Annotated in this window: 12 protein-coding genes; 4 read left to right on the top strand and 8 right to left on the bottom strand. The window is 65.6% G+C overall.

Translation table 11 applies throughout. The features are described 5' to 3' along the window. Nucleotides 1-37 precede the first annotated feature (37 nt). Entirely contained in the window at nucleotides 38-3,343 is a 3,306-nt protein-coding gene (locus APT59_RS16325; protein ID WP_059315819.1) for an EAL domain-containing protein, read from the bottom strand. Nucleotides 3,344-3,485: 142 nt separating this feature from the next. After that, entirely contained in the window at nucleotides 3,486-5,156 is a 1,671-nt protein-coding gene (leuA, locus tag APT59_RS16320; RefSeq protein WP_059315818.1) for a 2-isopropylmalate synthase, read from the bottom strand. 363 nt (nucleotides 5,157-5,519) lie between these two features. Here leuA and APT59_RS16315 point away from each other — a divergent pair, with 363 nt between their 5' ends. Continuing rightward, nucleotides 5,520-5,951, top strand: a complete 432-nt coding sequence (locus tag APT59_RS16315; protein WP_059315817.1) for a DUF4174 domain-containing protein — start codon at nucleotides 5,520-5,522, stop codon at nucleotides 5,949-5,951. Nucleotides 5,952-6,372: 421 nt separating this feature from the next. On the opposite strand, the gene APT59_RS16310 is transcribed toward APT59_RS16315, so the two are convergent. After that, nucleotides 6,373-7,041, bottom strand: a complete 669-nt coding sequence (locus APT59_RS16310; RefSeq protein WP_059315816.1) for a glutathione S-transferase family protein — start codon at nucleotides 7,039-7,041, stop codon at nucleotides 6,373-6,375. Between the two features lie 28 nt (nucleotides 7,042-7,069). After that, nucleotides 7,070-8,350 carry a mechanosensitive ion channel family protein gene (locus APT59_RS16305; protein ID WP_059315815.1) on the bottom strand — a complete coding sequence of 427 codons (1,281 nt, stop codon included), beginning with the start codon at nucleotides 8,348-8,350 and terminating at the stop codon, nucleotides 7,070-7,072. Nucleotides 8,351-8,462: 112 nt separating this feature from the next. Between APT59_RS16305 and APT59_RS16300 the strand changes: the two genes are divergently transcribed. After that, nucleotides 8,463-8,852, top strand: a complete 390-nt coding sequence (locus tag APT59_RS16300; RefSeq protein WP_059315814.1) for a DUF6491 family protein — start codon at nucleotides 8,463-8,465, stop codon at nucleotides 8,850-8,852. A gap of 6 nt (nucleotides 8,853-8,858) precedes the next feature. Beyond that, nucleotides 8,859-9,413 (top strand): DUF488 family protein, encoded by a 555-nt coding sequence (locus APT59_RS16295; protein ID WP_059315813.1) that lies wholly within the window; start codon nucleotides 8,859-8,861, stop codon nucleotides 9,411-9,413. Between the two features lie 4 nt (nucleotides 9,414-9,417). Here the strand turns inward: APT59_RS16295 and APT59_RS16290 are convergent, their stop codons facing one another. The 3 genes from APT59_RS16290 to APT59_RS16280 all read right to left on the bottom strand — a co-directional run bounded on the left by APT59_RS16290 (nucleotide 9,418) and on the right by APT59_RS16280 (nucleotide 11,726). Next, complete coding sequence (locus APT59_RS16290; protein ID WP_059315812.1) at nucleotides 9,418-9,624, bottom strand: hypothetical protein; 207 nt, start codon at nucleotides 9,622-9,624, stop codon at nucleotides 9,418-9,420. Between the two features lie 98 nt (nucleotides 9,625-9,722). After that, nucleotides 9,723-10,544: a peptidoglycan DD-metalloendopeptidase family protein gene (locus tag APT59_RS16285; protein ID WP_059315811.1), complete on the bottom strand. Its 822-nt coding sequence runs from the start codon at nucleotides 10,542-10,544 to the stop codon at nucleotides 9,723-9,725. 75 nt (nucleotides 10,545-10,619) lie between these two features. After that, nucleotides 10,620-11,726: an L-dopachrome tautomerase-related protein gene (locus APT59_RS16280; protein WP_059315810.1), complete on the bottom strand. Its 1,107-nt coding sequence runs from the start codon at nucleotides 11,724-11,726 to the stop codon at nucleotides 10,620-10,622. 160 nt (nucleotides 11,727-11,886) lie between these two features. Between APT59_RS16280 and APT59_RS16275 the strand changes: the two genes are divergently transcribed. Further along, complete coding sequence (locus APT59_RS16275) at nucleotides 11,887-12,081, top strand: hypothetical protein (protein WP_059315809.1); 195 nt, start codon at nucleotides 11,887-11,889, stop codon at nucleotides 12,079-12,081. A gap of 10 nt (nucleotides 12,082-12,091) precedes the next feature. Here APT59_RS16275 and xseA read toward each other — a convergent pair whose 3' ends face one another. Next, on the bottom strand, nucleotides 12,092-13,471 hold the full coding sequence (gene xseA / locus APT59_RS16270; RefSeq protein ID WP_059315808.1) for an exodeoxyribonuclease VII large subunit: 1,380 nt from the start codon (nucleotides 13,469-13,471) through the stop codon (nucleotides 12,092-12,094). Nucleotides 13,472-13,485: the final 14 nt, after the last annotated feature.

Here is a 13,485-nt window from a genome sequence, read left to right as displayed (position 1 = left end):
TAGGGAAGACATGCAGGTTACGACCGATGGCCGCGGCTCAAGGTTCGAGACGCGGCGGCCCTGACCACTCCAGCAGGGGGATGGGTTTGCCGAGCGCATAGCCCTGGGCGTAGTCGACGCCGATGGTACCGAGCAGCTCGAAGGTGGCCCGGGATTCGACGAACTCGGCGATGGTCTCGGCCCCCAGGTGATGGGCGACCTGGTTGATGGACTCGACGATGGCGCGATCCAGAGGATCCTGATCGAGATTGCGGATGAAACTGCCGTCGATCTTCACGTAGTCGACGCGGAAGTGCTTCAGGTAGGTGAAGGAGCTGAGTCCCGCGCCAAAGTCGTCCAGGGCGATGCGGCAGCCGCGTTCGCGCACCTGGCTGATGAGTGCGGAGGCCACCGACAGCTTGTTGATGACCGCTGTCTCGGTCAGCTCGAACAGCAGGCGCTGTGGATCCAGCGGCGAGGCGGCGATCAGCTCCAGCAGTTCGGGCAGGAAGCCCGGGTCGCTCAGGCTGTTGCCCGAGAGATTGATGCCCACGTGCAGCTGGGGACGCGCCTGCAGCCAGGGCACCAGTTCGATCAATACCTGGCGCACCACCCAGCGGTCGATGTTGCTCATCAGGCCGAAGCGTTCGGCGGCCGGGATGAAGGTGGCCGGGGAAATCAGCTGGCCCTGGACGTCGCGCAGGCGCAGCAGCAGTTCGACATGCTGCTCGTCGCGGCCGCTGTCGCGCGTGGCGACGATAGGCTGCGCGTGCAGTTCGAAGCGATGCTGTTCCAGGGCCTCGCGCAGACCGCTGGCCATGAGGATCTCGCGGTGCTGGCGTTCCACATCTTCGCTGCCGGCCCGATAGAGCGCGGCGCGATTGCGCCCGGCGTGCTTGGCGGTGTAGCAGGCCACATCGGCCTGACTCATCAATTCGGCGGGGCTGCGGGTCTCGGCGGTGATGGCGACGATGCCGGCGCTGGCGCCGACGTCGTAGACCCGGTTCTGCCAGTTGAAGCGCACGGCGCCGATGCTGGCGATGAGCTTTTCGGCGACGGCCTCGGCCTGCACCAGATCGCAGTCACGCAGCAAGAGGGCGAATTCGTCGCCGCCGATACGCGCCACGGCATCGGAGCCGCGCAGGGAGTCACGCAGCAGGGTGCCCAGCTCGCGCAGCAGCAGGTCGCCGGCGGCATGGCCAGCAGAGTCGTTGACCACCTTGAAGCGATCCAGGTCGATGAAGCACAAGGCATGCTGGGTGGTGCCGGCCTGGGCCTGTTGCCAGGCGGCGTCCAGTTCCTGCTCGAACTTCAGGCGGTTGAAGAGGCCGGTGAGGGTGTCGTGGGAGGCGTTGTAGCTCAGTTCGCGCTGCAGGTTGCGCGCATGGGTGACGTTCTGGAATACCAGCACCGCGCCAATGATGCGGCCATCCACCGTGCGCACCGGCGCTGCGGAATCCTGTACCTCGTGTCGCTCACCGTGCCGGCTGAGCAGCACGGCGCCTTCGTCCAGCGAGGTGATGGTTTGGTCGCGCAGGCAGCGGGCCACCGGGCTGGGCAGGATCGCATCGCTCTGGCTGTCGTGGATGAGAAACACCTCTTCGTGGGGCCGCCCCTGGGCGTCCGCCAGCGACCAGCCGGTCAGCTGCTCGGCGACCGGATTGAGAAAGAGGACGCGACCGTCCACGTCGGTGGTCAGGACGGCGTCGGCGATGGAGGCGAGGGTGACCTGCAGTCGTTCCTTTTCTTCGTAGAGTGCCGTGGTCAACCGGTGGTGCTCGGTGACGTCGCGGTTGCTGCCGACCATGCGGCAGTGGCCCTCGCTGCTTTCGATGGCGATCACTTCGGAGAGGATCCGGCGCTCGACACCGTCCGGACGGACGATGCGGAATTCGTGTTCGTAGGAGGAAAGGTTACGGATCGACTCGCGGAAGAGGGTCATGGAGGCCTCGCGATCCTCAGGATGCAAGGCCCCGATCCAGGTCGTCAGTTCGTGATAGCCATCGATCAGCGGCAATCCGTAGAGCTGATGGACCTTGGTGTCGGCGATGAACTGACGACTGCGGCTGTCCCACTCCCAGATGCCGACGTTGCTAGCGCGAATCGCCAGTTGCAAGCGTTCGCGCAGGTGCGCATTGATCTCATCGGCGCGCCGCTCGGCATCGATATCACGAACCTGCAGCAGATAACCCGTCAGCAGATCCTGGTCGTCGTGGTCGGGCGAACAGGCCATCATCACCCATAGGGCGTGGCCGTCATGGTGGCGGAGTTGCAATGTCTGCTCGTGCTCGCCAAGGTCGGGTTCGGCATGGGGCTCGGCCAGCAGGTCGCCCAGTGGCTGGCCTTCGAGGGCATGGCGTGAGTAACCCAGCATGCTTTCCAGAGCCGGATTGACGTCCGATAACAGGCCCTGGGTGGACACCAGCGCCATCCCATAGGGCGCCGTCTGCATGGCGTGCCGATAGCGTGCCTGATTGCGCAGCAGTCGTTGATGCTGATGGCGACTCTGTTGCACCGCGGACGCCAGCAGCAGCGGGGGGATCTGCATCAGCGCCACCGGGATATAGGTGAGCGCCTGGGTAACCAGGGATGCGCCCGTCAGATCGATGACATGGTCGTAGGCAATGAGATTGCCCAGCAGGAAGATATTGAGCCCACCGATGAGCGCCGTACCCTCTACCGTGAGGCGCATGGTCAGCATCAACAGCAGCATTGCCAGATAGACGAAGGGATAGGGCAGGTAACTCAGGATACAGATGGCCAGCAAGGGACTCAGCACGAGGAGCGCGACAAACTCCCCGAGGCCGTGCCGGGTGAAGACCGTCAAGGTCAGCGGCCACTGTAGGAAGGCCAATGGTAGTACTACTAGCAGGCCCAGCGCGTCACCGATGTACCAGTGGACGGCCACGGTCAGCCACTCGTTCTCCCCTGCCAGACTCATGATCAGGGTACCCAGGGCCGCGCCCAGGAGGGGCGGCAGGAGAACGCCATGGATAAGCAGGCGGCCCATGGCGGCGATGTTGCGATCGAACGCCAGACGTTGCCGCTGTAACAGCATGGCGCCCAGCAGGATCTCGGCCAGGCTGCTCAGGCCGTACCCCAGGCCATGCAGTGTCGTTCCACCACTCAGCAGATCCGCCAGTACAGCGGCGGCTACCACCGCAATGGACAGTAGCGGCCACTCTTGCGGCTGACGGCGCAGCAGCCATGCCAGGGCCAGACCGTTGGGTAACCACAGGGTGGGCACCGAACTGGCATCTTGACGGGCAAGCGTTATGCACAGCAGAGAAGCGATCAGGAACACGCCGCTGAGTGCCAAGGCGCTACCCAGGGCGGGGTGAACCCGAAGCGAAGATACGTTCATCGACCGTCCGTAACGGACCGCTTTCGGCGTGGCGCTGCACGGCGGAAGCGGAAATTCCTCGAAGCGGCCAGTATCGATGCAGAGGCGCCATAAAAAAAGGGAACGCCGACGGGCATTCCCTTAAGTTTGACGAATGTCAGTATTAGGCCGCCTTGGCCTGCGCCTGGGTAACCGCGCGATTCAGGGCACTGAGCAGGGCACGGAAGCTGGCCGTGGTGATGTTCTCGTCAATACCGATGCCATGCAGGGGACGCTGGCCTTCCAGGCGGACCTCGATGTAGGAGGCGGCCTTGGCGTTGGCGCCGGCGCCAATGGAGTGCTCGTGGTAGTCCATGATCTCCACTGTCTGGGGCAGGCTGGCGACCAGGGCTTCCAGCGGACCCTTGGCGGTGCCGTGCCAGTGCTCGATGCGACCGTCGACGGCGACCTTGATGTCGACGGTGGAGGTGCCGTCTTCCTCGCGCAGCTTGTGGCTGACCAGCGCATAGGGGCTCTTGGCCTGCAGGTATTCCTGTTCGAGCAGACCGTGGATCTGGGCGGCGGTCATCTCCAGGCCCAGGCGATCAGTCTCGCGCTGCACCACTTGGCTGAATTCGATCTGCATGCGGCGCGGCAGGCTGATGCCGTATTCCTGTTCCAGCAGGAAGGCGATGCCGCCCTTGCCCGACTGGCTGTTGACGCGGATGACCGCCTCGTAGTCGCGACCGATGTCGGCCGGGTCGATGGGCAGGTAGGGCACTTCCCAGAGCGCATCCGGCTTCTGCTGGGCGAAGCCCTTGCGGATGGCGTCCTGGTGGGAGCCGGAGAAGGCGGTGTGGACCAGATCGCCGACATAGGGATGGCGCGGGTGCACCGGCAGCTGGTTGCACTCCTCGACGGTCTTGCGCACGGCGTCGATGTCGGAGAAGTCCAGCTCTGGGTTGACGCCCTGGGTGTAGAGGTTGAGCGCCAGGGTCACCAGGCAGACGTTGCCGGTGCGTTCGCCGTTGCCGAACAGGCAGCCTTCGACCCGATCGGCGCCGGCCATCACCGCCAGTTCCGAGGCGGCGACGCCGGTGCCGCGGTCGTTGTGGGTGTGGACGCTGATCAGCACGCTATCGCGGCGGTCGATGTGGCGGCCGAACCACTCGATCTGGTCGGCGTAGTTGTTGGGCGTGGCGCACTCGATGGTGGCCGGCAGGTTGAGAATCAGCTTGTTGGCCGGGGTCGGTGCGAACACCGCGATCACCGCGTTGCACACCTCGACGGCGAAGTCGGTCTCGGTGGAGCTGAACACCTCGGGGGAATACTCGAAGCCCCACTGGGTTTCCGGACGCTCGGCGGCCAGGCGCACGATGGTCTGGCCAGCGGCCACGGCGATGGCCTTGACGCCCGCCTGGTCCTGGTTGAAGACGATGCGGCGGAAGCTGGGTGCACAGGCGTTGTAGTAGTGGACGATGGCGCGCTTGGCCCCCTTGAGCGACTCGAAGGTGCGCTCGATGAGGTCATCACGGGCCTGGGTCAGCACCTGGATGGTGACGTCGTCGGGGATGTGTCCACCCTCGATCAGCTCGCGGACGAAATCGAAGTCGGTCTGGGAGGCGGAGGGGAAACCCACCTCGATCTCCTTCAGGCCCACGGCGATCAGGCACTTGAAGAAGGCCATCTTCTTCTCGGCGTCCATCGGCTCGATCAGCGACTGGTTGCCGTCGCGCAGGTCAGTGGACAGCCAGATCGGCGCCTTGTTGATGACCTTGTCCGGCCAGGTGCGGTCGGGCAGGGCGATGGGCGTGAAGGGACGGTACTTCTGTGAGGGATCTTGGAGCATGGTCATGGCGATTCTTTCCTTGGGCGTGGTCGGGACTTACGAAGCGAGCGCGGTCGAGCTTCGCAGTCGTGGACTGACCAGTCGCAGGCAGCGGTGCTGCCGGAGGAGGATGAGGGTATGGGCGTTGTGCATGGGGCTAACGTTAGTCCGCTCGAGGTAGTGCTCGCAATGTTCTTTTTAAAATTGGCAGGAATGGTCGTCTAGACTCTATAGTCGACCATTTATTGCTATGTAGGGCTACCTATTGGTGATTTATGAACAACGGAACTCGCGGTTTTTGTGTAACCCGAAATCGCCAGGGCGATCCCTGACGCCGGACCGAGGTCAATGCTGGACGACTCTTGGCAACCGAACGGAAGGAAAGCGTCCATGAAGACCCTTGCGCTGGTAGGCCTGGCGACCACCCTGATCGCCGGTCTGGTCTCGACGGCCCAGGCGGCCGACAACCCCCTGGAGGCGGAACGCTGGCAGACCCGACCGCTGATCCTGGTCGCGCCGACGGCCAATGATCCCCAGGTGGTGAAGCTCCGCGAGGAACTGGCGCAGCCAGCGAATCGCGAAGCCTTCGTCGAACGGGACATGGTGCTCTATACCGTGGTGGCCGGCGCCGGCAGCCGCAACGACCAGCCGCTGCGCCCGGAACAGAGCCAGGCGCTGCTCCAGGCGCTGGACGCGCGCGCTGGGCAGCCGGCGACGCTCTATCTGGTGGGCAAGGATGGTGGTGTCAAGGTGAGCGAAGAGCAGGGGTGGTCGCTCAAGGCCTTGTTCGGCACGGTCGATCGGATGCCGATGCGGCAGTGAGGGAGGGGACCCTCACCCCAACCCTCGCCCAGGGGGAGAGGGGGCCTGTCGAGGCAGCCGGATGCAGCGTAGGTTGGGTTGAGCGTCAGCAAAGCCCAACACCCAAGGCACCTTGCGCCTGTTGGGCTTCGGCGATGGAGCCGCCTCAGCCCAACCTACGGGTGCGGGCATCGGCGTCTGAGCCTCAGGCGTAGACGTGGTAAGGACGTTGGGACGTCAGTGGAAAACGCTGGCGCGGTTTTTCACACTATGGGGGCTTCCCTCACCCCAGCCCTCTCCCAGGGGGAGAGGGGGACCTATCGATGCAGCCGGATGCGGCGTAGGTTGGGTTGAGCGTCAGCGAAGCCCAACACCATGGCACCCTGCGCCTGTTGGGCTTCGGCGATGGAGCCGCTTCAGCCCAACCTACGGGGTTCGAGCCTCAGGCGTAGACGTAGGACCCACCCTGCTCCAGCGCCCGTTGATAAGCCGGGCGGGCGTGGATGCGTTTGAGGAAGTCCACCAGCTTGGGGCGCTTGCCGTTGTCCAGGCCGGCGCGGCTGGCGGCGGCCTCCAGGGGGAAGCTGAGCTGGATGTCGGCCGCGGTGAAGCGGTCGCCGACGAACCAGCCGCTGGCGCCCAGTTGGCTTTCCAGGTAGTCCAGGTGCAGGTCCAGTTGCGGCTGGATGAAGCTCGCGGTGGCCTTGGCAGCGATGCCCTTGGCGATGGGCCTGGCGAAGAAGGGCATGGGCGAGGTGGCGATACGGTCGAACACCAGCTTGAGCAGCAGCGGTGTCATGGCCGAGCCCTCGGCGTAGTGCAGCCAGTAGGTGTAGCGCACGAACTCGGGGCTGTCCTGGGCCGGCAGCAGTTGCGGTCCATAGCGCCGTGCCAGGTAGTCGACGATGGCGCCGGATTCAGCCAGGGTCAGGTCGCCGTCGACGATTATCGGCGACTTGCCCAGGGGATGTACCTTGCGCAATTCCGGTGGCGCGAACAGCCCGCCGGCGGCGCGTTCGTAACGCTGTACCCGATAATCGACGCCAAGCTCTTCGAGCAGCCAGAGCACCCGCTGGGAGCGGGAGTTGTTCAGGTGGTGGACGATGATCATGGTCTTTCCTTAGGCCGGGGACGGACGATCAGGGCGCCGGAGTGCCCGGTTCGCCTAGGGAGGTCATGGCCTCGCGCGGTACCAGGCGCCCGCGGAAGTCGCGTCCGCTCGGGTGCTGGAACACATGCAGGCCGAATTCCGGGAGGATGGAGAGCAGGTGATCGAAGATGTCCCCCTGGATGCCCTCATATTGCGCCCACACCGTGGTGTTGGTGAAGCAGTAGATCTCCACCGGCAGACCCTCGCCGGAGAGCGGCATCTGGCGTACCAGCAGGGTCATACCCTGGTGGACCCCGGGATGGGCACGCAGGTAGCGCTCCACATAGGCGCGAAAGGTACCCAGGTTGGTCACCCGGCGGGTGTTGACCGGTTCCTGGCCGCGTTTTTCCAGCTTGCGGTTCCACTCCGCCAGTTCCTCTTCCTTGGCGGTGAGGTAGTCATCCAGCAGGTTGAAGCGGTGCAGGTGCTCGCGCTCGGTGTCGCTGAGGAAGTGCACGCTGTTCTGGTCGATGTTGAGCGCCCGCTTGATGCGCCGGCCACCGGCCTCCTGCATGCCGCGGTAGTTGCGGAAGGAGTCGGTGATGAATCTCTTGGTGGGGATGGTGGTGATGGTCTTGTCGAAGTTCTGCACCTTGACCGTGTGCAGGGCGATGTCGATGACGTCGCCATCGGCGTTGAGCTGGGGCATTTCGATCCAGTCGCCGACGCGGATGATGTCGTTGCTGGAGATCTGCACGCTGGCCACCAGGGAGAGCAGGGTGTCCTGGAAGATCAACAGCAGCACCGCGGCCATGGCACCGAGGCCGGAGAGCAGGATCAGCGGCGAGCGGTCGATCAGGGTGGCGATCATCAGGATGACCGCGATGGCGTAGATGACGATCTTGCTGACCTGGACGTAGCCCTTGATCGGCTTGAGCCGCGCCGAAGGGCGCCGCGAATAGAGCACGTTGACCATGTTCAGGGCGCTGCCCAGGGCCAGGGCGATGGTCAGCACGATGAAGGCACTGCAGACGTTCTGCACCACGGTGACCAGGGCGTCGGGGCGACCCGGCACCAGCTCGATGCCGATCGAGAGCACCAGGGCCGGGACGATGTTGGCCAGCCGGCCGATGACTCTGTGGTGATTGAGTTCGTGATCCTGGCCGAAGGAGGTGCTGCGCAGCAGGCGATAGAAGCCGCGCACCAGGATGCGCTTGACGATCCAGTTGAGGACCCAGGCGGCCAGCAGGAGGCCGAGGCAGGCTACCAGGGTGAGCAGTTGGGGGTGTTTTTCGAGGTCGTCGATCAGTCGGGTCAGGGCCGTGGGCATAGGGGGTCTCTTGACGGGATACTACGAACGCCACGTTAGCAAAGCTGGGCCCTGCTTGCCGTATTCGTCATCTGCGGTCGGTCATAGGTTCAGCCCTTTCAGGAAGATATCCATGCGTCCCTTAGCTGCTGTTCTTACCGTCGCCGCGACACTGCTGCTCGCCGGTTGCGCCGGGCGTCCCTTCGGTCCGCCGACTCTGGATGATCGCCTGGCCGACCTGGGCTATCGGCAGGGCGCTGCCCTGGACACCATCCTGGGGTTCGATCTCTCCGGCTGGCATTACCTGGATGCCGGGCATCTGGCGCTGGGGACCGGGCTTGGCCGTGCTTATCTGGTGGACTTTGCCGTACCCTGCCGCAACCTGGCCGCCGGCAATCGGCTGGGCTATCGCTCGCGGGCCGCTGGCCTGCGTCCGGGCGACTTCCTGGTGTCCACCGATGCCCGGGGCAGTCGGATGGAGTGCCCCATCGGCGGCCTGTATCGCCTCGATCCCTTACGCTGAAACGCCATGATCCTGACCCTCGGGCATTCCAATCACCCACTGGCGCGCTATATCGAACTGCTGCAGGCGCAGGAGGTAACGGCCGTGGCCGATGTGCGCTCGCAGCCCTATAGCCGACACGTGCCCCAATATCGCCGAGAGGCCTTGCGCGAAGGGCTGGCGGCCGCCGGGATCGCCTATGTGTTCCTGGGCCAGGAGCTGGGCGCACGCAGCCCGGATCCGGCGCACTACGAGGATGGGCAGGTGCGCTATGACCGCTTGGCCGCCAGTGCGCTGTTTCAGCGGGGACTGCTACGCCTGGAGCAAGGTCAGGCGCGCTGGCGGATCGCCCTGCTGTGCGCGGAGCGCGATCCCCTGACCTGTCACCGTGGATTGCTGGTAGCGCCCTGTCTGATGCAGCGGGGCCTGGCGGTCACTCATATCCACCCGGACGGTCGGCTGGAAAGCCAGGCCGAGCTGGAGGACCGGCTATTGGCCACGAGCGGCCTGGCGGACGGCGATCTGTTCAGTTCGCGAGAGGAACGGTTCGCGCGGGCCTATGCCCGCCACGGCTGGGGCTAGGAACCTAAGGCTCCACTGCCTCGCGCTTTTTCCACCAGCCGGCGAAGAGGCCGACCGGATAGATCGTCACCATGACGGCGAAGACCAGCCAGGTGCGCCAGGACCAGGCCGACAGCACGAAGCCCTGGGAGAAGCCCACCAGCAGGTAGCAGGCCGCGGTGACCAGCAGGATGCTGCCGAGGGCGCTGCCGAAGCGGGGTCTTGGGGTCATGGCGGCGGTTCCAGGTCGGGGCGGAGGAGGGCGTCCCTTTTAAGCCAGCGCCGGACGCCTGGCAATGCCCCCGACTGCAACCAATTGTTTGCTGCCGGTCAGGGCTTGAAGGCGCCAATGAAGATGCTCGGGTCGACCCGTACGTCGTTGAGACTGACGTTCCAGTGCAGGTGCGGACCCGTGGCGCGGCCGGTGCTGCCGACGCGACCGACCACGCCGCCACGCGGGACCTCCTGGCCGACCTGCACGTCGATGCGCGAGAGGTGGCAGAACATGCTGATCAGGCCCTGCCCGTGATCGACGAACACCGTCTTGCCGTTGAAGAAGTAGTCACCCACCAGTACCACCTTGCCGGCGGCCGGGGCCTTGACCGGGGTGCCGGCAGGCACGGCGAAGTCCAGGCCCGAGTGCGGGTTACGCTCCTGGCCGTTGAAGAAGCGGCGCAGGCCGAAGGGACTGGAGAGCGGACCGTCCACGGGCTTGTCCAGCAGCAGGTTGCTGGGCTGGTTGGACGAGAACAATCGGTAGGCGGCCTGCTGTTCGGCCAGTTCGCGCTCGAAACGCTTCAGGTCTTCGGGATTGGGCGTGACTTGGCGCTGGTTCTTCAGGGTGATGCGCTGCTCGGCGTAGTGCCGGCTACCGACCGTGAACGCCAGGGGCGTGGCGCCGATGACTTCCAATGGCTGGCGGCCTGCTGCGGTGCCCAGGGGGATACCGACGATGGCTACCCAGCCGTTGCCGTCCTTGACCACCAGCACCGGCTTGCCCTGGTAGCGCACCCGCGGCGCGGCGTCACCCGGGATAGGGACCACGGCGACGCCGCCCGGCACGGGTTTGTCCAGCAGGCGTTGCAGGTAGGTACCGGCATGGGCGGGCAGGGCGAGGAACAGGCAGCAGAGCAGCGGCAGCAGGCGGGACATGGGAATTTCTAGCGACGAAAACACCCATGCTGGGGCAGGCAAGGGCCGCGGGCAAGGCACCCGCGGCATTCTTCATCAGTTGGGGACGATCTTGTAGAGCACGGTTTCCAGCGCCGGCTTCTGTTTTGGATCGAAGAAATTCATCTCGGGGATGCGCGAATCCGTGACATAGACGGTGCCATCCGGGCCGCGGCCAAAGGTGTCCGGCCAGATCAGCTGCTTGTCCTGTACCAGGGTAGTGAGCTGACCGTTCTCGCGGACCTTCACCGCATGCTCTTCCACCGCGCTGACATAGAGACGCCCTTGCGGATCCATCAGCAGGCCATCGGCCGGGCCGTTCTCGCCGACCTTTTCCACCTTGGCCGGCAGGCTGGCGAGCTCATCGCCCTGCAGACTGGCGGTAGCGATGCGATAGAGGGTGTTGCCCTTGACCGCCTGCCAGTAGAGATAGTCACCGGCCGGGGAAAGGGCAATACCATCGGCGGAGAATTCCACGCCACGGCCATCCGGACGCATCAGCGGCTTGCCGTCAGCCTTGACCTTGACGCCCTTCTCGGCCTGGGTGCTGGGATCGCCATCCAGGGCGCGGCGCGCCTTGCCGCTGTCCAGGTCCAGCACCACCAGGGCCCCGCGTGCGCCGGAATCGGTGATGTAGGCATGGCGGCCATCCGGACTGAGACGGACGTCGTTGAGGTAGCTGCCCTGGGGCGCCACGCTCTCGTCCAGCGCGTAGACCTTGCTCACCTGGTTGCTGGCCAAGTCGATCTTCACCAGCTTGGGTGCCCCTGGCACCACCAGAGCCTGGGCTGGGGCGCCCGGGTCGATGACCCAGAGATTGCCACGGCCGTCGGCCACCACGGATTGCACGCACACCCAGTGATTGCCTGGCGTCAGCTCATCGCGCTTGGCATTGCGCCAGCCGTTCCAGGCCGGATCCGGATAGGGCACCAAACTACCGTCGGGTTTGAGTTCAGCTACCGAGACTTCGCTGTCCTCGGTCCAGCGCGGGAAGTTGACGAAGATCCGACCGTTCTCGCTGACGGTAACGCCAGTGACCTGATGGTCGAAGCTGGCGACCTTTTCCAGCTTGGCGCTGGACTCGGCGGCAAAGGCGGCAGGTGCCAGGGGCAGGGCGGTCAATAGCGTGGCCAAGGCGAGGCGGCTGAGGGCGGGTCTGGACATGGTGGGATCCTGGTGGGCGACCGGAGGGACCGGTCCTGCAGGTACGACTGCGCCGCCCGCCTGGAAGATCGCCAGGGCCGACAGCCGGCTGGCCGTTGGCCCGCGCGGGAACGTCCGTGGAAATCCCGGGGTCCTCCCTGAAACCCCAGAGGAGAAGACCATGTTCCGTCCCATCGCCAGCAGCCTGGCCCTGCTTACCCTGAGTGCGGTACTCGCCGGTTGCGACAAATCACCGGAGACCCCGCCGCCCCAGCGCAGCGAGGTGGTACAGAAAAGCGCGCCCGGCAGCGATCCGGCCACTCAGTCGCCTGATCGCACCGTGGAGCATGGCAATCCGGGGACCAAGGCGCCCTGAGGCGCCAGCGTCAGTCCAGCAACGACAGGGTGACCGGTGCCTGGTGATTGTCCAGCACCCGTACCTCCAGTTCGCCTTCGGCCAGGCGGGCATGGAGCCTCTGACCGGGCTGTACCTGGCCGGCCGCACGCACGGCCTGGCCGCGTTCGTCGAGGAGGATGCTGTAGCCGCGGCCCAGGGTGGCCAGCGGGCTGACGATCTGTAGGGTCTGGACCACGCCAGCCAGGCGTTGCTGACGTTCCTTCAGCTGTCGTTGCATGACCCGAGGTAGTTGTTCGGCGAGCTGCTCCAGGCGCTGGCGCAGCAAGGCCAGTTGGCGCCCGGGATGCTGGCCGGCCAGGCGGGTATCCAGGTGGGCCAGGCGATCGCGTCGACGATTCTGGGCGATGACATAGGCGCGCCGCAGACGCAGATCCAGATCATCCAGGCGTTGGGCCTGCTGACGCAGGCGCTCGCCAGGATGACGCAGGCGCCGGCTGCAGGCGTCCAGGCGCAGTCGCTCGCGGGCCAGGCGCTCGCGCATGCGCAGGAGCAACTGGCGGTGCAGACCGTCCAGGCGCTGGCGCAGGTCGGCGCTATGGGGGGCGAGCAATTCCGCCGCGGCCGAAGGGGTGGGTGCGCGGACATCGGCGACGAAGTCGGCGATGGAGACATCGGTCTCGTGGCCCACGGCGCTCACCACCGGGGTCTGGCAGGCCGCCAGAGCGCGGGCTACGGGTTCTTCGTTGAAGCACCAGAGGTCTTCCAGCGAACCGCCGCCGCGGGCCAGGATCAGGGCGTCGAAGCCCTGGCGGTCGGCCAGTTGCAAGGCGCGGACGATCTGGGCAGTGGCCTCGCGGCCCTGCACCGCGGTAGGAATCAGCGTCAGTTCGACCTGAGGTGCCCGCCGTTTGAAGACGCTGACGATGTCGCGGATTACCGCGCCAGTAGGCGAGGAAACGATGCCGATGCGCTGGGGATGGGCGGGCAGCGTTCGCTTGCGTTCGGTGGCGAAGAGGCCTTCGGCGGCCAAACGTTCCTTGAGGGCCTCGAAGGCCAGACGTAGGGCGCCGTCGCCGGCCGGCTCGACGCTGTCGAGGATCAGCTGGTAGTCGCCGCGGCCTTCGAACAGCGAGACCTTGCCGCGTACCTTGACCGCCAGGCCGTCGCGCAGGGCTTGCCGTACCCGGCTGGCGTGCTGGCGGAACAGCGCGCAGCGCACCTGGGCCTGGCCGTCCTTGAGGGTGAAGTACAGGTGGCCCGAGGCCGGCTTGGCCAGGTTGGAGATCTCGCCCTCGACCCAGACCTGGGCGAAGACGTCTTCCAGCAGCACCCGGGCGCGGCTGTTGAGCTGGCTGACGCTGAGCACCTCGCGGTCGAGACCGAGGCGGGCGAAGGGATCCTTGAACATGGGGCGCTATCTGT

It is taken from the genome of Pseudomonas oryzihabitans (assembly GCF_001518815.1).
GTDB lineage: Bacteria > Pseudomonadota > Gammaproteobacteria > Pseudomonadales > Pseudomonadaceae > Chryseomonas > Chryseomonas oryzihabitans_E.
The sequence above is the reverse complement of the archived record's forward strand: the minus strand, read 5'-3'. Positions and strand labels throughout refer to the sequence as shown.

Coding starts and splice junctions, on each gene's coding strand:
- APT59_RS16325 (WP_059315819.1), bottom strand. CDS start 3,343: ATGAACGTATCTTCGCTTCGGGTTCACCCCGCCCTGGGTAGCGCCTTG.
- leuA (WP_059315818.1), bottom strand. CDS start 5,156: ATGACCATGCTCCAAGATCCCTCACAGAAGTACCGTCCCTTCACGCCC.
- APT59_RS16315 (WP_059315817.1), top strand. CDS start 5,520: ATGAAGACCCTTGCGCTGGTAGGCCTGGCGACCACCCTGATCGCCGGT.
- APT59_RS16310 (WP_059315816.1), bottom strand. CDS start 7,041: ATGATCATCGTCCACCACCTGAACAACTCCCGCTCCCAGCGGGTGCTC.
- APT59_RS16305 (WP_059315815.1), bottom strand. CDS start 8,350: ATGCCCACGGCCCTGACCCGACTGATCGACGACCTCGAAAAACACCCC.
- APT59_RS16300 (WP_059315814.1), top strand. CDS start 8,463: ATGCGTCCCTTAGCTGCTGTTCTTACCGTCGCCGCGACACTGCTGCTC.
- APT59_RS16295 (WP_059315813.1), top strand. CDS start 8,859: ATGATCCTGACCCTCGGGCATTCCAATCACCCACTGGCGCGCTATATC.
- APT59_RS16290 (WP_059315812.1), bottom strand. CDS start 9,624: ATGACCCCAAGACCCCGCTTCGGCAGCGCCCTCGGCAGCATCCTGCTG.
- APT59_RS16285 (WP_059315811.1), bottom strand. CDS start 10,544: ATGTCCCGCCTGCTGCCGCTGCTCTGCTGCCTGTTCCTCGCCCTGCCC.
- APT59_RS16280 (WP_059315810.1), bottom strand. CDS start 11,726: ATGTCCAGACCCGCCCTCAGCCGCCTCGCCTTGGCCACGCTATTGACC.
- APT59_RS16275 (WP_059315809.1), top strand. CDS start 11,887: ATGTTCCGTCCCATCGCCAGCAGCCTGGCCCTGCTTACCCTGAGTGCG.
- xseA (WP_059315808.1), bottom strand. CDS start 13,471: ATGTTCAAGGATCCCTTCGCCCGCCTCGGTCTCGACCGCGAGGTGCTC.